This is a genomic window from Fictibacillus norfolkensis (assembly GCF_014836645.1).
Classification (GTDB): domain Bacteria; phylum Bacillota; class Bacilli; order Bacillales; family Fictibacillaceae; genus Fictibacillus; species Fictibacillus norfolkensis.
Window position 1 is genome coordinate 63690 of sequence record NZ_JACSQM010000001.1, and the last position, 18339, is coordinate 82028.

General features: G+C 39.3%; 18 protein-coding genes and 2 other annotated features (1 of these 20 cut by a window edge). All 18 genes read right to left on the reverse strand.

From position 1 onward, the window contains the following. Positions 1 to 12: 12 nt before the first annotated feature. The 18 genes from H9648_RS00320 to H9648_RS00405 all read right to left on the reverse strand — a co-directional run bounded on the left by H9648_RS00320 (position 13) and on the right by H9648_RS00405 (position 18251). On the reverse strand, positions 13 to 549 hold the full coding sequence (locus H9648_RS00320; RefSeq protein WP_171005400.1) for a Spo0B domain-containing protein: 537 nt from the start codon (positions 547 to 549) through the stop codon (positions 13 to 15). Positions 550 to 677: 128 nt separating this feature from the next. Next, positions 678 to 968, reverse strand: a complete 291-nt coding sequence (gene rpmA, locus H9648_RS00325; RefSeq protein WP_066239506.1) for a 50S ribosomal protein L27 — start codon at positions 966 to 968, stop codon at positions 678 to 680. Then, the gene (locus H9648_RS00330) at positions 961 to 1314 is read right to left on the reverse strand and encodes a ribosomal-processing cysteine protease Prp (protein ID WP_191751838.1); all 354 of its coding nucleotides are present in this window, start codon (positions 1312 to 1314) and stop codon (positions 961 to 963) included. The genes rpmA and H9648_RS00330 overlap by 8 nt, the downstream gene beginning before the upstream one ends. Positions 1315 to 1319: 5 nt before the next feature. Continuing rightward, positions 1320 to 1628: a 50S ribosomal protein L21 gene (gene rplU, locus H9648_RS00335; RefSeq protein WP_191751839.1), complete on the reverse strand. Its 309-nt coding sequence runs from the start codon at positions 1626 to 1628 to the stop codon at positions 1320 to 1322. Between the two features lie 14 nt (positions 1629 to 1642). Next, positions 1643 to 1715, reverse strand: a sequence feature (ribosomal protein L21 leader region). Between the two features lie 46 nt (positions 1716 to 1761). Next, positions 1762 to 3249: an Rne/Rng family ribonuclease gene (locus tag H9648_RS00340; protein WP_191751840.1), complete on the reverse strand. Its 1488-nt coding sequence runs from the start codon at positions 3247 to 3249 to the stop codon at positions 1762 to 1764. A gap of 29 nt (positions 3250 to 3278) precedes the next feature. Further along, a complete protein-coding gene (locus tag H9648_RS00345) occupies positions 3279 to 4130 on the reverse strand; it encodes a site-2 protease family protein (RefSeq protein ID WP_191751841.1) in 852 nt (283 codons plus the stop codon). Further along, on the reverse strand, positions 4123 to 4851 hold the full coding sequence (locus tag H9648_RS00350; RefSeq protein WP_191751842.1) for a M23 family metallopeptidase: 729 nt from the start codon (positions 4849 to 4851) through the stop codon (positions 4123 to 4125). Before H9648_RS00350 ends, H9648_RS00345 begins: the two co-directional genes overlap by 8 nt. Positions 4852 to 5470: 619 nt before the next feature. Continuing rightward, complete coding sequence (gene minD, locus H9648_RS00355) at positions 5471 to 6265, reverse strand: septum site-determining protein MinD (RefSeq protein ID WP_066396533.1); 795 nt, start codon at positions 6263 to 6265, stop codon at positions 5471 to 5473. Positions 6266 to 6280: 15 nt separating this feature from the next. After that, a complete protein-coding gene (gene minC, locus H9648_RS00360) occupies positions 6281 to 6958 on the reverse strand; it encodes a septum site-determining protein MinC (RefSeq protein ID WP_191751843.1) in 678 nt (225 codons plus the stop codon). Between the two features lie 63 nt (positions 6959 to 7021). Further along, on the reverse strand, positions 7022 to 7540 hold the full coding sequence (gene mreD, locus H9648_RS00365; protein WP_191751844.1) for a rod shape-determining protein MreD: 519 nt from the start codon (positions 7538 to 7540) through the stop codon (positions 7022 to 7024). After that, complete coding sequence (gene mreC / locus H9648_RS00370) at positions 7540 to 8412, reverse strand: rod shape-determining protein MreC (RefSeq protein ID WP_066396538.1); 873 nt, start codon at positions 8410 to 8412, stop codon at positions 7540 to 7542. The genes mreD and mreC overlap by 1 nt, the downstream gene beginning before the upstream one ends. A 14-nt stretch (positions 8413 to 8426) precedes the next feature. Next, entirely contained in the window at positions 8427 to 9464 is a 1038-nt protein-coding gene (locus tag H9648_RS00375) for a rod shape-determining protein (RefSeq protein WP_191751845.1), read from the reverse strand. A 72-nt stretch (positions 9465 to 9536) separates the two neighbouring features. Next, positions 9537 to 10208, reverse strand: coding sequence for a RadC family protein (gene radC / locus H9648_RS00380; protein WP_191752638.1), 672 nt, complete (start codon positions 10206 to 10208; stop codon positions 9537 to 9539). Positions 10209 to 10240: 32 nt separating this feature from the next. Beyond that, a complete protein-coding gene (locus H9648_RS00385; protein ID WP_191751846.1) occupies positions 10241 to 10831 on the reverse strand; it encodes a Maf family protein in 591 nt (196 codons plus the stop codon). A 459-nt stretch (positions 10832 to 11290) separates the two neighbouring features. Continuing rightward, positions 11291 to 12286: an SPOR domain-containing protein gene (locus tag H9648_RS00390; protein WP_191751847.1), complete on the reverse strand. Its 996-nt coding sequence runs from the start codon at positions 12284 to 12286 to the stop codon at positions 11291 to 11293. Positions 12287 to 12396: 110 nt separating this feature from the next. Next, a complete protein-coding gene (locus tag H9648_RS00395; protein WP_191751848.1) occupies positions 12397 to 14118 on the reverse strand; it encodes a GGDEF domain-containing protein in 1722 nt (573 codons plus the stop codon). A gap of 108 nt (positions 14119 to 14226) precedes the next feature. Continuing rightward, on the reverse strand, positions 14227 to 15525 hold the full coding sequence (locus H9648_RS00400; RefSeq protein WP_318243466.1) for a bifunctional folylpolyglutamate synthase/dihydrofolate synthase: 1299 nt from the start codon (positions 15523 to 15525) through the stop codon (positions 14227 to 14229). 77 nt (positions 15526 to 15602) lie between these two features. Beyond that, positions 15603 to 18251: a valine--tRNA ligase gene (locus tag H9648_RS00405; RefSeq protein WP_191751849.1), complete on the reverse strand. Its 2649-nt coding sequence runs from the start codon at positions 18249 to 18251 to the stop codon at positions 15603 to 15605. 46 nt (positions 18252 to 18297) lie between these two features. Then, positions 18298 to 18339 (reverse strand) — a binding site (T-box leader) (it continues 181 nt past the right edge of the window).

The window sequence follows — 18339 nt, forward strand, 5'->3', positions numbered from 1 at the left end:
CTCCTCCTTCCATTAGGAAGTTAACTGAATATCAAAATAACACTTATTTTCCTGATTATAGCTTTCGATGAGTAACATGCTTTTATGTGTTGAAAAAATATTTCTCAATACTTCATACGTATCCTTCTCATCTGTTAGCATCCCTTGAAAGGTATAACAAACTCGAAGAGCTGCAGGATCAAATGTAACAGTAAGTGAGTATTCATCATAACCCGAAATGGAATTATTCAACACATCACATACTTCTTTCGTCGTATGTAACAATTCCTCTTCAAATAAGCTGAAATCCCCGCTTTCACCATTTACTTTTCCATACAATTTCACCGGATGCTTCAACCAGTTATATGTTAATAAGTACTCCGATAAATTCGGGGTTTTCAGGTTAGAGATTCTTGATTCTTCCCGTGATAGTTCAATAACTTCATTCATAATCTCTTTTGCCCGCTCTGTGCGGCCAAGTGATAGGTTTGCTTTAATAAGCTGTAGCTGGTTAAGCCAGTCATGCCTGGCGTGGCGCAAAAGATCGACAGTTGTCCATTTGTTTGACATCATCGCACTCCTAGCCTTTCCTTTTAATAGGGCTATACCTTACACCAACAAATTTAGCGCAGTACTTAATACTCTAACAAAGCAAAGAAAAAACTCTAACCAATCTGGTTAGAGTTTTCATCTCCCTCTTACGCTTCTTGCGCGATTGGGTAAACACTTACCTTTTTGCGGTCACGGCCATAACGTTCGAAACGTACAACTCCGTCTACCTTAGCAAATAGTGTGTCATCTCCGCCTTTACCTACGTTCGTACCAGGATAGATCTTAGTACCACGTTGACGGTAAAGAATTGAACCACCAGAAACGAATTGTCCATCAGCACGCTTAGCGCCTAGACGCTTAGACTGTGAGTCACGACCATTCTTTGTGCTACCTACCCCTTTTTTAGAGGCAAAGTATTGAAGGTTTAATTTAAGCATTCGTTGCACCTCCTTCATGTTCAGTCAATTTTATATACTTGCTGTATCCTTCTTCAATTGAAGCAAGGGATACAACCATGCCTTCCAAAAGCCACTGTGTTTTTTGATGTATAGAATCATTAAGATTCCCCGGTACGTTTAACGTTAGAAAACCACCATCTTCATGAGTAGTTACTTCTGGCTCATAGCCGCAAAGTTTTTCTATCGCATTAATCGTACCGAACGAGACCGCTGTAGCTGCTGCACAAACCAAGTCTTGGCCATGTGGAGCGTAATCAGCATGTCCTTCCATCGTAAACGAAAGTATGTCTTGATCTTTGTTCCTGTATATAGAAACTAGAATCATGAGAATTACCCGTTAATTTTTTCAATCACAACTTTTGTGTATGGTTGACGGTGTCCTTGCTTACGGCGATAGTTCTTCTTCGCCTTAAACTTGTAGACAACCACTTTTTCGCCACGGCCATGTTTTTCAACTGTTGCCGTAACTGTAGCACCTTCAACTAAAGGAGCTCCTAGTTTCAAGCTATCTCCACCTACCATCAATACATCCTCGAATGTTACTGACGCTCCAGCTTCAACATCTAGTTTTTCAATATAGATCGCTTGACCTTCTTCAACTCGAACTTGCTTACCACCAGTTTGAATAATTGCGTACATCAACGTGCACCTCCTCTTATACTCAGACTCGCCATCCCAGGTGTATATAAAATACTTAAAACCTGGTCTGTGCGGTTGGAGCGGGTGCTCCAAACACTAACGAAAAAAGGATACCATGTTTGGCACCCTCATGTCAATGTGAATCTTTCAACATCCTGCTTCTTATTTCATCTATTTTTCCTGAATGTCTGACTGCCATTTCCCGGTTTGACGAACCGATAGATACGATCACAGAAATTTCATGCTGTTTCTCTAGATGCTTCAGCTTTTCAGGATTTTTCTTCAACCATTCAGAAAAGTGTTGTGGCACTTCCATCCACAAAGCCTCATCATCTTCGTATGTGTATTCTTTCATTATACGATCCATCTCATAATAAAACGTTTCCGGGCGCAGGATATACCCATCCATCATATGGCGATCGAACCTTATAGCAAGAGTCTCAAGTAATGAAGGTCTTTCTTTTTTTCTAGTCATCTCAAACAAGCCCATTTTCGTAAAGCCATGCAAAATCATGGTAGCAGAATCTTTCTTTAATGCGTCTCGCATAATTTTGTGGACTTGTTCTTTGTCTTCATTTGATTGCATGGTAATGAAGTCAATGACGATCATACCGGCAATGTTACGTAGTCGAAGCTGTTTCATAATTTCTTTTGCAGCGATCTTATTTGTTTCAACTACTGTCTTCAATCGATCTTTTTTTCCAGTGTACTTACCGGTATTTACATCAATCACCGTTAACGCTTCTGTCACATTAAAATATAGAGAAGACCCGTTCTTCAACCATACAAGTGGTGAAAGTGTTTTTTCTATATCCGTTTCAATTCCTAACTTACGAAAGAGTGGTTCTTTTTCGTTATATAGTGTAACGGAAAATGTATTTTGAAAAGATGCAGCATACTCTTTGACTTGATGATAAGTATTATAGTCATCCACTAAAATTTCTTCGACGTGAGGATTGAGCCATCTCTCTAAAAGTGGATAGAAAAAATATGGTCGTACGATAAGGGCAGGTGCCTTTTTGGCATCAAATTTTTTTTGCACTTCATTTAATTGTCTTCTCAGGCTCTCAAGCTCTTGATTCATTTCTTCTTCTGGAAATTCTTCGCAACCTGTTCGAATGATCAACCCTTCGTTACTATTCATGACAGAATCTCCCCAGTCCTGCAGCTTTGCGCGATGAGATTCTTTTATTTTTTTTGATATTCCAATGTGAGGTGTGAAAGGAAAATAAACCAGCAGATGCCCTGTAAACGAGATGAGGGCTGTTAATTTGGCACCTTTATCTCCAGTTTCTTCTTTAACGACTTGTACAAGGATCGATTCCCCTTCTTTTATAAGGTTTGAAATGGATACTTTCTTTTGTTCTTCACCAGGAAGCTGTTGATAAGCAGGCAGATCGTCTTTATGAAGAAAGCCATTCTTGCTCGTTCCTATATCTACAAACACTGCTTGCATACCAGGTAAAACCTTTTGTACTTTTCCTTTATAGATGTTTCCTGTTGACGGACTTTTTATTGGTCTATAAACTGCACATTCAATCAGCTTTTCATTCTCCATTAAAGCCGTTCGTTTTTCCATTCCTATCGCATTGATTACTACACGCTGCATCGTTCCATTCACATCTCCCTGTTTTTCGCTCTGTATCTATTCTAACGAAAAACTTTTCCGATTGCACACTCAGGAGAATGATTATGAAAATAAGCTTCTAAAAGTTGTTTCTCATTGATTGTTGTAGGATTAAAGTTCTTGATGACAATAGAATGCGAAACTCCTTTTACTAAATGATGGGTGACTTTTGAGAGTGACCATGTAGGAGGAACGATAAGCGTACGGGTATCTCTAACGTTTGATTGTTGTAATCTGTTCAGCAAGAATCGCATGAATACATAATGCCTGCTGCGCCATTCAAGAATATGAGCTAACCCTAAGAAAAGGCAGATTACCCAAAGGTTTAAGTGTGATGGCTGTAATGAAATCTGCCAAACACTACAAATTAGTAACAATACTCCGGAACCTATTAAAAACTTCTGTTGCGCTTCCCTGTATGGAACCCATTTCGAGACAAACGCAAATAACACTTTTCCACCATCAAGTGGCCATATCGGAAGGAGATTAAATAAGAAAAGCGTTAGATTCAAAAGAAAAAACCAATAGAAATCTTCAGGAGAGATGATATTTGACAGACTTAAAACATAAGCAACGCCCGTAAGCCAAATGTGCTGAAGCGGACCTAGAACAGCCACCCACACCTCCTCATGAAATGGACGTGTTCCATGTTCTTCAACTACTGCCGCTCCTCCAAAAGGAAGTAGATCTATTCTTGAAACTCTCCAATTAAAAAGACGGGCACCAGCAAAATGACCCATCTCATGAATTAGAACTACGAAAAACCAAACGATGATCTCCCTAAAGTGCCCTGTATAGACTGCACCAAAAATGACAACCCAGAAGGCGGGATTGATCTTTATTTTTCGTATGAATTCGATTATTAATTTAATCAATATCAATCACCTTACTAGGATCAATAAAGCTCTTGTCTTTTTTTATCGCAAAATAAAATTTACCCGACTTCCCATCCTTGCTCTCTGACACTTTACCTAATCGCGTTCCGCTCTCTACGTAATTGTAAAGTTTAATAGACTTATCAATTTCCTTAAGGTCTCCATACCACGATTCTTGTTCATCTGCGTGTTGAATAATTACAGTATATCCGTGATCTTCCTTTTTCCCAGCATAAACAATGTAACCACTTTTCGCTGTTTCAACATCTTCTTCTTTACCTGTTTCGATAACAATTCCCTTGCCGTTTGCACTGAACGTCTCGTACACTTTTCCATCTGCCGGAACAGCAAATACTTCACTGACTTCTTCTGTTTTCTTTTCTTTCTGTAACTTATCTTTTGGAAACAAAGCTAGCGGTTTCCCAAATTTATCTTCATACCAATCTTTTGCAGCCGCAAACTGAAACTCATCTTGATAGACGTGGTTGATAAACTTTTGTGCCTGTACGGTATGATCATTATTATTCTTAAATGCGATTCCTACAATTAAGAACAAGATAATAGAAAACATAATCTGCATTAACATAGCATGACGGTTGAATAGAGGATGAGATTTCTCCGGTTCGTCCCTGGATGTGATAACCGAGCTACTTTCTTTTGAGCTGCCGTTCTTAGAAATATTGCCGTACTTCTTTCGGATTTCATCTGCTCTATTTTTCATAACCGTTCCTCCATTTTTCTCATATATGTACATCCTATGACTTGTCCGTTGGAGATATGAGTAAATGGTTTATTGATTTGTGCAGCATGAAAATTAAAAGTTTATGTATGCTCTGTTGTTTTCGTAAGTGGTTGATTTCCGTTACAGGTGCTCGCTTTCCGCGGGGCGACCGGTGAGCCCCTTGCCGCTTTGCGCCTTTAAGGGTCTCACCTGACCGCTCGTCCCGCAGGAGTCTCGCACCCTCCACTCCAATCAACTTGCAAATGTAGCAAAAAGAAAAAATCCAAAAGCTCCTTAGACAACTTGAATGGTGCAACACCACCTTACAAGCTTCTCACGGAGCAAACGACAAGAAAGACTCTACGGTAGGTTTACTTGTAAACAAAGGAGCACAGTTGCTTTTGGCTAAGCGTGAAATGATCAAATTTAAAAACAAGCATCATAAAAGTCAATAATCGACTTCAAGAACAACAAGGCATGTGAAAATGCTTTATAAAAATACATCATTGTTTGTTGACGCCCCCCCGGAAAGCGAGCATCCTGGAACGGAAATCAACCACTTTCAAAATCTACAGAGGAGTCAACCCAATAAAAAAAAGCAACAGCGAAAGCCGATGCTTTATTTCATACCTAATAATGTTTTGATTTTTCCAAAGAAACCTTTATCTTCTTCTAAGGATAGAAGTGGAACAGACTCACCTAAAATTCTTCTTGCGATATTACGGTATGCGATAGAAGCTTTTGAGTCAGGCTGTAACGCAACGGGTTCACCTTTGTTCGCAGCTTTAATCACGTTCTCATCGTCGATCACAACTCCAAGGAGTTCGATGGAAAGTACCGAGACGATCTCATCAACATCTAACATATCACCGTTCTTGGCAAGATGATTACGAAGACGATTCACAATAAGTTTAGGCGGTTCCATGTCCTCTTGTTCTAAAAGCCCGATAATGCGGTCAGCATCACGCATAGAAGCAGTTTCAGGGTTTGTTACAACAATTGATTTATCTGCACCTGCTATGGCATTCTTGAAACCTTGCTCAATACCTGCAGGACAGTCAATAATCACATAATCATAATCTTGCTTTAATTCCTGAACGATCTTTTTCACTTGTTCAGGGGTAATGGAAGATTTATCTTTTGTTTGAGCTGCTGGGAGCAGGTACAAACACTCAAAGCGCTTATCTTTTATTAATGCTTGTTTAAGCTTGCAGCGTTCTTCTGCAACATCAACAAGGTCATAGATGATGCGATTCTCCAGTCCCATCAATACATCCAAGTTTCTCAACCCGATATCTGTATCTACAAGACAAACTTTTTTTCCAGAAAGAGCTAGAGCAGTACCTAAATTGGCAGAAGTCGTCGTTTTACCGACTCCACCTTTCCCAGACGTTATAACTATCGCTTCTCCCATGCTTCATTCCCCTTTCTATAGCAAACTGTTCAGTTTCGGTCTTAGTCGATGAACAGCACTGATTCGATCAATACGAATCTGTTTTTCTTCATTGGATATGTAAGCAAACTCCATCTCATTTCCAAGTTCGGGATAAGAGTCTGGCGCTCTATTAATATGGTGAGCAATCCTAAGTTGAGAAGGTTTCATTACGGATGCTGCAATGATCGCTTCTTCGTTGCCTTTCGTGCCGCAGTGAGCGATTCCTTTTAGCGAACCAAGAATATAAATGTTTCCTGTTGCCATAACTGTTGCTCCAGGATTAACATCGCCGATCAGAAGCAGGTCTCCTTGAATATCAAGCACCTGACCTGATCTGACCACTTTTGAAACGGTTACTACTTGAGCATCTTTTCTCATCTCTTCGGCTTCAGCTTTTGTAATAACCTCTGACTCAATGTGATCTAGAAATAGATTTTCTTTTTGTTTAAGGACTTCTAATAATTTCTCTTCTTGTTCAGCTGTCAAATAACGATTCCCTGCTTTTACTTTAACGGATATGACAGGGCCGTTTAACATTTGGCTGCTTCCGGCGGTTAATTTATCATTAAGCTCCTCGACTAATAGATCGAAGGAACACTTATCATCCAACAATAAAACGAGGCCGTCTTTTGTTCCTTTAATTGTAACGTTGTGCTGGAGTTTTTGTACCATTGCCATTGTTCACCTCAACGTACTAACATTCGACAGCTAGGTCTAAATTCCTCTTTGCAGAAGTTAGTTTTCTTTTAGAGTATCCTTTATTTGGTTCAACTGCTTTACAAACGGATAATAAATGAGTATCGCAAAGAAACCGTTTAAGATGAGGGTAGGCAACAATCTTTTATACAGGAATACATCTAACATCTGAGTACTGATTCCTATAAGACTGTTCAAACCGTAAACAAAAAACTCTAAAATGGAAACCCCTACTACGGACAGAAGCAAAGTCACGATCAAGTTCCCAAATAAATATCTTGAAAAAATTGATGTAATGTATGCTGTAGCAGCCATTGAAAACAAATACACACCAATGATGTCTGTATACAAAAGGTCAGTGAGCAGACCAAAAGCAAGACCATACAAAAGTCCATATGTCGTGTTTACATATATGGCAACAAACAAGATTAATACCATTGAAAAACGAGGAACCAGCTGCCAATCCATACTATTATCCTGTGGCAAGAAAGCTTGTACTAATGAGCTTTCACTTATAAAAGCTAAATAGATAAGAAAAGGAAGAAAGACTTTTTTCATCATTCTTCCTCCTTTTCTCTTAAACTTTCATCCACTGCAGGCATTTCACGTTCAAGCACCATCACATGATCAATATCATAAAGATCTGCTGAAGGCTTTAAATAAGCCGTTTGCGTTAAGCCCACTTCATCTGGTTCAATGTCAATAACTTCTCCGATGAGCAGGTTGGGCGGAAAGACATCTCCAAGACCAGAAGTAATGACCTTTTGGCCTTTCTTGATCTTTGCATCTACAGGAATCTTTTTAAACACTAACGCCTGTTTCTTTGCATCATAACCTTCGATCGTTCCAAAGATGTTCTTCTCACCTTGAACGATGGCAGAGAAACGATTCGTACGATCATTATCACTGATCAACTGAACCGTTGATTGGAACAAGGAGACATTAGTAACTTTTCCAATAAATCCTTGCGGTGAAATGACTGCCATCTTTGGTTTAATACCATCTTTTTCCCCTTTGTTGATGTAGATAAATTGGTTCCATTGGTCAGGGGAACGGCCGATCACAGTCGCTTCTCTCACTTTAAAATCGGTGAGATCTTCTTCTTTGTCTAATTGTGCTTTAAGTGTTTCGTTTGTTTTTTTAGCTTCCTCATACTGTACATAAAGTTTTGCGTACTCATCTAACCTAGCTTTTAACATTTGATTCTCTTTGTAGAGTTGCTTCATTTCAGCTAAATTCTCAAAGAAACCCGCTAGTGTATTAGCGGGTTTATAGAAAATCGTTTGTGTTAGTCCTGCAGAATCTTTTAAAAACTGTTCAGGTAAGGTTAGGCTTTCCCTTTTTTTCATCGAAAAACCAATCAGAGCTACTAGAATAATAATACTGACTAGTAGAATGATAAGGCGTTTATTCGAAAAAAAATGTGGCATGAAAATACACCTACTTACTTGGATTTAGATCTAGAAGTTATACCAGCCTTGGATTTAAAAAGGTGCAGGTTTTCAAGCGCACGGCCAGTCCCAACTGCTACACAATCCAACGCGTTCTCAGCCACGATAACAGGCATCTTCGTCTCTTCACTGATTACTTTATCCAAGTTTCTTAATAAAGCACCTCCACCAGTTAGAACAATACCGCGATCCATAATGTCAGCAGCAAGTTCAGGTGGTGTTTTCTCAAGAGTTACTTTAACAGCATCCATGATGCTATTAACAGTATCACGCAACGCACTGGAAACTTCTTCCGCCGTAATCGTAATCGTTTTTGGAAGACCTGTCAACAAATCTCTACCGCGGATGTCCATATCCTCGATACCATCAGGAGTACCAGCTGAACCGACCTCTAGTTTAAGTGTTTCAGCTGTTCTTTCACCGATCATAAGATTGTAAGTCTTTTTAATGTAAGCGATGATTGCGTCATCCATTTCATCTCCAGCAATTCGGATAGACTGGCTAGTCACAATTCCACCTAGTGAAATAATTGCAACTTCAGTCGTACCCCCACCGATATCAACGACCATGCTTCCTGTTGGCTCCCATACAGGAAGATCTGCGCCAATTGCAGCAGCAAAAGGTTCTTCAATCGTATAAGCTTCACGAGCTCCCGCTTGTTTAGTCGCATCTTCTACCGCACGTTTTTCAACTGCAGTAATCCCTGATGGTACGCAGACCATCACATAAGGTTTACGTGCGAAAACAGAGCGGTTTTTTTGGGCTTGCTGAATAAAATATTTCATCATTGTAGCTGTTGTTTCAAAATCAGCAATAACTCCATCTTTCATTGGTCGTACGGCAACGATATTACCAGGAGTACGTCCAATCATATTCTTAGCAGCATTACCAACTGCTTCGATTGAACCTGTGTCAGTACGCAAAGCAACAACGGAAGGTTCACGCACAACAACACCCTTGCCCTTCACGTAAACAAGTGTGTTTGCAGTTCCTAAATCAATTCCTAAATCTCTTGAAAATCCACCAAACATTTATGTAGACTCCTTTCATCAAGCAAAACTCATAAGTTTGATTATACGCTAAAAAACAAACAAAAGACAATGTTAAACATATCCTTTTTCTTTTAAACTTACGTATCTTTGATCACCGATTATGATGTGATCTAACACTTCAATTCCCAACATCTTTCCGCACTCTACTAATCTTTTTGTTACTTCAATATCTTCCCTGCTTGGAGCAGGATCACCGCTCGGATGATTATGAAAGCAGATGATTGAAGCACTCGAGCGTTTAAAGCCTTCTTTAAATACTTCTCGCGGATGTACAATAGAGGTATTTAGACTTCCTATAAATACTGTTTTTTTATGAAGCACTTGATTTTTAGTGTTTAAATACAAACAAACGAAGTGTTCTTGCTGTAAAAAACGTAGTTCATCCATCAGATATCGAGCACCATCTTCAGGTGAACGTATCGTGTACCTTTCTTCAAACTGAAGACGGCTGATACGTTTTCCAAGCTCGATAGCAGCCATCAGTTCCACTGCTTTTGCAGATCCTATACCGTTGATCTCTTTCAATTCACCAATTGTTGCTTCTTTTAGCTGCCTTAATCCTTCAAATTGCTGAATGATATGATGGGCAAGCTGGATTGCCGACATTTGCTTCGTACCCGTCCTTAAAAGAATAGCTAACAATTCATAGTTGGAGAGTGCTTCAGGACCATCATTTAAAAGTCTTTCTCGCGGTCTCTCCTGTAATGGGTAATCTTTTATCATAAGCGGCTTCGTTACCACTTACGTCCCCCCTATTATTCAGTCTTCGTGACTGACTCGGTGAATGAAAATCCGAAATCTTTTAGTGATCGAACCACCTTAGAGATCGGTAATCCTACAACATTAAAGTAATCACCATCGATTTTCTCAACTAATAGCGATCCAGACCCTTGGATTCCATAACTGCCAGCTTTATCAAATGGTTCACCGGTGTTTAAATACCAATCAATCGTATTTTCATCTAAAGTGTAGAAAGTAACACTTGTCTTAACAGAGAAAATCACTTTTTTTGTTTGATCTATTAAACAGACTCCCGTGTAAACTTCATGTGTTTGACCTGAGAGCATCCTTAACATATCGGCAGCTTCAATCCGATCCTTCGGTTTGCCAAGACGATTATTCTGATAAGATACAATTGTATCTGCACCTAAGACCACACAGTCTGGTTTTCGAGTAAAAATGTCAGCAGCTTTCTGTTCAGCCAGTGATTCAACCAATCGACTTGGAGTAAGGGAAAGATCCATTTTTTCTTCAAGTGTACTTGGATACGTTTCAAATGGAAGAAGCGTTAATGACAGAAGTTCAAATCTTCGAGGTGAAGCAGAGGCTAATATGAGGCGTTTCATGTAATCACCTTTCATCTAATTCATTGATGTATAGTTACGTACAGATTTACAATAGCAAACTTGTTAAAATTAGACAAATTACGCCGAAAAACATACTTCTATTAGTTTTTCGGTTCTTTACCGGATTTTATGTGGGCAAATGATTAAATTCATTGACGAATTCCGACAAAATTCTTAAAAGCTATCAATCAACACATTTTATTTTACACTTATTTCTTTCACACCCAATCTTGTTGAACACTAAAAAAGTACGACTCAAAAATCGAGCCATACCCTAATTTTCTTTAGTTTCTTCTTTTTTAAAAGATTGTTGCTTTCTAAGCATTGTCTCCTTTGACAGGTGAGACACTTAAGAGTGAAACGTACGAATGTGGCTCACCGCCTGCGCCACGGAAAGCGAGCAACTGGAACGGAAATTAACTACTCCCAAAAGCAACAAAGTTTACGTAGACAGCCCTTTTAGTTTAATGTTGCAAGCAGCTTCGTATATGACTGCAGGCTATCCATTGCTTTTTGCTGAAACGCCCAGTTCAGTTCTCCCTTTTTTGAATCCTTTAACGCTAGAAAAGCTCCTTCAAGCTGCTTTTCAAATTCTGATGCTGCTTTCGTTGTACTTTCACTCCACTTGCCTTTTTGCCCTTTTCCATATTCTTTCCACTTGTTAAAATCACTAAGTGTCCGATCAAGACCTGATCCACTTGCTTCTGGCATCTGAGAAAGGGTGAGTGTATTTTGAAGTAGAATCTGACCATTCGTAAAATAGGTTTCATCTAACTTTGTTGGTGTTTTCAATTGATCAAAAGAAAACGAGAGCGATTTAAAAAGCGGCTTATCCATTTCTTTTTGGTAAGCATCATTAAATTTATCCAATTGATGCTTCTCATTACCAATGCCCACAATTACAGAATACTTCTCTTCCGATTTAAAAATAACTGCTGAAAACCCTTTTTCTTCTATTGATTTCACAACTCCTTCAGCTCGATCCTTTGATGAGAAGACACCCGCTTGCAGTGCCGAGAAATTTAATTTTATCGGCCTTATCGTTACAGATTTGCCAGTATCAGCTGCTTTTTCTGTATGAACCGTTGAAGCTTCTGTCACTTTATCTCCAGCTTCCGTGATATCTGAAGAGAATACCGTTAAGACTAATATCCCTAATATGGTTCCCGTCACGATAGCCCCCATTATTGCTGCAACAATTTGCTTAGGAAAGCCTTTCCCACTGTTCGGAACAAGGAAGCTTGTCCTCTTGTTTAGCACATGTCCGTTCTTTCTTTTGAAAAAGTTTTCACGTTTCTTGAGAGAAGTTGTCAGGATCGTATATCCTCCTCTGTTCACTTCCTCGATGGCAGCAGCAACCTCATCATTATGAACGGGTTGTTCGTTAACAGGTGTTTGATCTTCACTATAGTTCGTTTCTTTACCATTGATTAAGATGGATATCTCTTGTTTCATATCATCCGCTCCTCTCTATCATCTACTAAAACATATGCTTTTTTCGTTTTAATAGAACAAGAAAAAGGTAGGAACATAAAAAAATCTAGGGAGAATACTCCCTAGATTCTTTATCCGATATAAGCGGCAACTTTATTTCTTCCTTGTTGTTTTGCGCCTGTATACATGGCGCGATCTGCGTTTCGTACTAATGTGAGTGCATCTTCTCCTTGATGAGGAGCGGTTGCAACACCGATGCTAGCTGTTATGTAGATGGTATGTCTGCATTGATCGGTGAGGTCATTATATATATCAAATCCTTGATCTGAAATAACAGAACGCAGTTGTTCAGCTACTTGGATACCTGCTCTGTCCCCTGATTCAGGCAGCAAGATAATAAATTCTTCCCCACCATATCTTGCGACCGTTCCTCGATCACCAATAAATTCTTCTAGCCTTCTAGCCAAGAGAATCAATACTTCATTCCCGCTTTGGTGACCATATGTATCATTTACTTTTTTGAAGTGATCGATATCCAATAAGATGATCGAGAACTGTTTTCTAAAATATTCATAGTTTTGGTACATTTCGGTTAGAATGCTCTCAAAATAACGGTAGTTATATAAACCTGTTAAAGGGCATTGTTCACTTTTTAACTTTGTGGATTCGTAGTTTCTTGCATTATCGATCGCTACTGCTAAATAGTTTGCTAAGATCTCAAGGATGATCAAGTGATGCTTTTGAAAAGCGTGCTTTTCTTTTGAAGCAAAAGTGATAATACCTACGATCTTTTGATTTCTAATCATCGGAACGGAGAGTACAGAATGTGCTTTTCCTTGAAAGAAAACGTCTGATATCTGTCTCCATGGCTTCAATTTGCTATAACGAATACTCTTACCTGTCGACCAAACTCTTCCACTGATCGCTTCATGTTTTTTTATAGGAACTGTGGTGAGAATTCCTTCTTCACTTTCATATTGTCGAATGATTTTTAGATGTTCACCTGCATCAGCATCATAAATGAAAGCAAAATCAACATTCATAAAACCAATTAGCCTTTCTATAAAAACATCTAGTATATGGTTCACCTTTAAATGTTCAGAAAGCTGCTGACCGATCTCACTCGCTTTTTGAAGAGCATCGTTAATCTGTTGACTAACATGATAGAGGTTAATAATGATAGATAATGAAAGAAATGGTAGACCGACATAGAAGATTCCTGGCCGCCCCAGTTGAGAGTATAGAACATATAGCATGAGACCTACAGGAATAGCTAGAACTTCAGATACGAAGTCCCAAACTGCATCACGCTCAAAAAAAGCAACATCTTCTTCGTATAGTACTTTTACGATGAAGTAAAGACCAACGTGATTTAAGACTAACCCCGTTAATACATAAGCCACTACAGGGATCAAATTAATAGATTCGTCTACTGCAAACGGTCCAACTTCACCTCCTAAGAGATGAAAGACAGTGCTTTCACAGATGATTAACCATGAAAACATGAGGGTGTTCGCCATATATCTGTAATATTCTTTTATAACATGAACTTTCAATGAGATGAACATCGCAATTAATGCTAAGAGTGTTACATATAAGGCAACTGTTAATCCGTAATATAAGAATACAGCTAGATTGATACCTGACATGAAGGAAATGTTCGTATCCATTACTTTGATCGGGAAACAAGATACAACGATCGCCAAAAAACTTATGATACCAAGATCGATTACATTGATATCAGGCTGATTACTCGTCATCTGAACAGCCGTCCAAATCGCGAGTGGAAATAGAAAAATCCATACTGCTGTAAGAAGCATACGTTTGTTTCGATTTGCCATTCGAGACGCCATTATCTTATCCCCCTTTCATATAATGAACGTTTAAAATACACATCTTTTTTACTAGGACAAATTCATTATCTTTTATTTTATCAAAAGTTCTAAAAATTACAATAAATGTTATTCCAAATTATGAAATGTTTTTCTGATTTCTGAAATAAAGTATAGCGATCCTGTAATAATGAGAACATCATCTTTCTGTAATTGGTCTTTTATATGCTGTAATGCTTTATTCCAAGAAGAGATGCTATATGAATTTCCCAGGGGACTTTCTCTCAATAATTGTTCTGCAGATGCTGCTCTTGGAAAATCAAAGGTCGTAAAGCATGCTTCGTAAATGACACTGACTAAATCCTGCAACATTGTTGCATACGCCTTATCCTCTAAAGCCGCAAACAAAAGAAAGATTCGCTTTTCTCCATAATGATTGTTCAGAGTTTGTTTAAGAGCTGCAACACCTTGTTCGTTATGAGCTCCGTCAATTATTATATCGGGTGAATGTGATACTTTTTCAAACCTTCCAGCCCAATTTGCTTTACGAAGTCCATCCGTTATCGCAGAGAGCGAAACTTCGAATCTATGAGCTCTTGTTAAGAACTTAACAGATGCAACCGCTAATCCTGCATTCTTGATCTGGTGCGTTCCCATCATAGAAATGTCAAATTCCATACTTTTTTTATTTTCCGTATCTGTATAGATAAATCTCTCACCACTATTTGTACTCTCAATGTGCTCAATAGAAAAATCACGATCAAGGAAGTAGTTCTGTGCATTCATTTCTTTCGCTTTAAGTTGGATGACTTCACGTGCTTCAGTTTGATCGGCTGTTGTAATTACGGGTACATCCTGCTTGATGATCCCAGCCTTTTGAAATGCTATCTCTTTGAGCGTTTCACCGAGTATGCCCATATGATCAAATCCTATATTGGTGATGATGCTTAAAATAGGCGTTATCACGTTAGTAGAATCGTATAGACCTCCAAGTCCTGTTTCGTATACAACGATATCAGGTTGTTTATCAGCGAAGTAAAGCAGTGAAATGACGGTAATCACTTCAAACTCAGTAGGGCTACCTAGATCCGTTAAAGCAACTTCTTCAACGAGGGGTTTTACAATTCTTACATAATGAAGCAGCTTTTCATCTGAAATAGGTATTCTGTTCAGCGATACTCTCTCATTGAAGGAAATGAGATAAGGAGATGTAAATGTACCTACCGAATAACCCGCTTCATTCATGATGCTTCTTATATACTCTACAGTCGATCCCTTACCGTTCGTCCCAGCAATATGTATACTTCTTATCTTTTTTTCAGGATTTCCAGTTCGTTCTAAAAGCCATTCCACTCGTTTAAGTCCTGGTTTGACACCAAATTTTAATAAGCTATGAATCCACTCTAATGCTTCTCGATATGTATCCACGTTAATTCCGCCTTTCTTTAACCATAAAGAAGGCGAATCCCTGCTGAAATAAGGATTCGCCTCATATAGATGATGTGTTAGCTTTGAAGTTCTTTAATACGTGCCAATACGTTATCATATTTTTCTTGATAATCCGCTTCTTTTGCACGCTCTTCTTCTATAACCTTTTCAGGCGCCTTCTTCATAAAGCCTTCATTGCTTAATTTTTTCTGAACGCGTTCTACTTCTTTCGCGTATTTTTCTGCTTCTTTTTCAAGTCTCTTAATTTCTTCATCAATATTTAACAACCCTTCAAGTGGAAGGTACATTTCTAAACCTGTTAAAATCGTGCTCATGCTCTTCTCAGGTGCTGAGATTTCATCTGAGATGATGAGTTCACCAGGGTTACAGAAACGAACTAAATAGTGACGATTTGATTCAAGAGCTGTAAGGATTTCTTTATTTTTTGGTTTGATCTGCAGTTCGATCGGCTTACTAGGTGCAACGTTCATTTCAGAACGAATGTTACGAACTGAACGGATCACTTCAGTAATTAGCGCAAATTCTTTTGCTGCTTCAGGGAAATGAAGGTCTTCACGCTTTTCTGGCCAAGCAGCAATCGTGATCGATTCACCTTTATGAGGCAAGTGCTGCCAGATTTCTTCTGTAATAAATGGCATGAAAGGATGAAGCAATCTTAACGTTTGATCTAACACGTGAGCTAGAACAGAACGAGTTGTTTTCTTCGCTTCCTCGTCTTCCCCATAGAGTGGAAGTTTCGCCATTTCGATATACCAGTCACATAGGTCATCCCAGATAAAGTTATAGAGCAGGCGTCCCACTTCTCCAAATTCGTATGCATCGATCAAACGTGTGATATCTTCTGCCGTTTCATTCAATCGCGTTAAAATCCATTGATCAGCTAGTGATTTTTTTCCACTTAGATCAATCTCATCGTATTGCATACCATCCATGTTCATCAATGCGAAACGAGATGCGTTCCAGATCTTGTTAGCAAAGTTCCAAGTAGACTCTACTTTTTCCCAATAAAAACGAAGGTCGTTTCCTGGTGAACTTCCTGTAGATAAGAAGAAACGCAATGCATCCGCGCCATACTTCTCGATAACATCCATCGGGTCAACACCATTGCCGAGTGATTTACTCATCTTTCTTCCTTCGGAGTCACGAACGAGACCGTGAATCAGTACATCATTAAACGGCTTTTGTTCCGTAAACTCGATCGATTGGAAGACCATTCTTGAAACCCAAAACGTAATGATATCGTAACCTGTTACTAGTACGTTTCCTGGGAAGTAACGCTTGTAATCAGCCGCTTCCTCGTCAGGCCAACCCATCGTTGAGAACGGCCACAGAGCAGATGAGAACCACGTGTCTAGAACATCTGTATCCTGCTCCCAATTCTCGGGATCTTTAGGTTCTGTCTTACCAACATAGATCTCTCCCGTTTCTTTGTGGAACCATGCAGGGATTCTGTGACCCCACCAAAGTTGGCGAGAGATACACCAGTCACGAATGTTTTCTATCCAACGCATATACGTGTTCTCAAAGCGATCAGGAACAAAGTTAATCTTATCTTCACCTTTTTGAAGCTTGATCGCTTCATCTGCTAACGGCTGCATCTTAACAAACCACTGTGTTGAAAGATATGGTTCAACGACTGCTCCACTACGCTCAGAGTGACCAACAGAATGAATATGCTCTTCGATCTTGAACAGTACGCCTTGCTCCTGAAGATCTTTAACGATCTGCTTTCGACACTCAAACCGGTCTAGTCCTTGGTAAGCACCAGCATTGTCGTTCATCTGACCGCCTTCATCCATTACTAGGATACGTTCAAGGTTGTGTCTGTTTCCGATCTCAAAATCATTCGGATCATGCGCAGGTGTAATTTTTACAGCGCCTGAACCAAATTCCATATCAACATAATCATCTCCAACGATTTCGATCTCACGTCCAACGATTGGCAGGATCGCTTTCTTACCTATTAAATGTTGATAACGCTCATCTTTCGGATGTACAGCGATCGCTGTATCACCAAGCATCGTCTCAGGACGAGTTGTAGCTACTTCGATATGTCCAGACCCATCAGCTAGTGGATACTTCATATGATAGAACGCACCTTGAACATCTTGGTGGATAACTTCAATATCAGAAAGAGCAGTTTTCGTCTTTGGATCCCAGTTGATGATATACTCACCGCGGTAGATCAAGCCTTTTTCATAAAGCGTAACGAAAACTTCTTTTACAGCTTCAGACAATCCCTCATCTAAAGTGAAGCGTTCACGAGAATAATCTAGACCGAGTCCTAGTTTGGCCCATTGCTTACGTATAAACTCTGCATACTCGTCTTTCCATTCCCATGACTTCTCTAGAAATTTCTCACGTCCTAAGTCATATCGAGAAATCCCTTCTTCACGAAGCTTTCCTTCAACTTTCGCTTGTGTCGCAATACCAGCATGGTCCATTCCAGGGAGCCATAGAACATCGTACCCTTGCATACGTTTTGTTCGAGTTAAGATATCTTGAAGAGTTGTATCCCATGCATGGCCGAGATGCAATTTTCCTGTTACGTTAGGAGGTGGGATTACAATCGTATACGGCTGTTTCCCTTCCTCACTCTTTGCTTCAAAAAATTTGCCTTTTAACCAAAAATCGTAACGATTTTCTTCTGTAGCCTTCGGATCATATTTCGTTGGCATCGTCAGTTCTTTCTGTTCGTTCGTCATTCTATTCTCCTCCTTTATTTCTAAAAAACAAAAAAGCCCTCTCGTCAAAAAGGACGAAAGGACTCCGCGGTACCACCTTTATTTACGG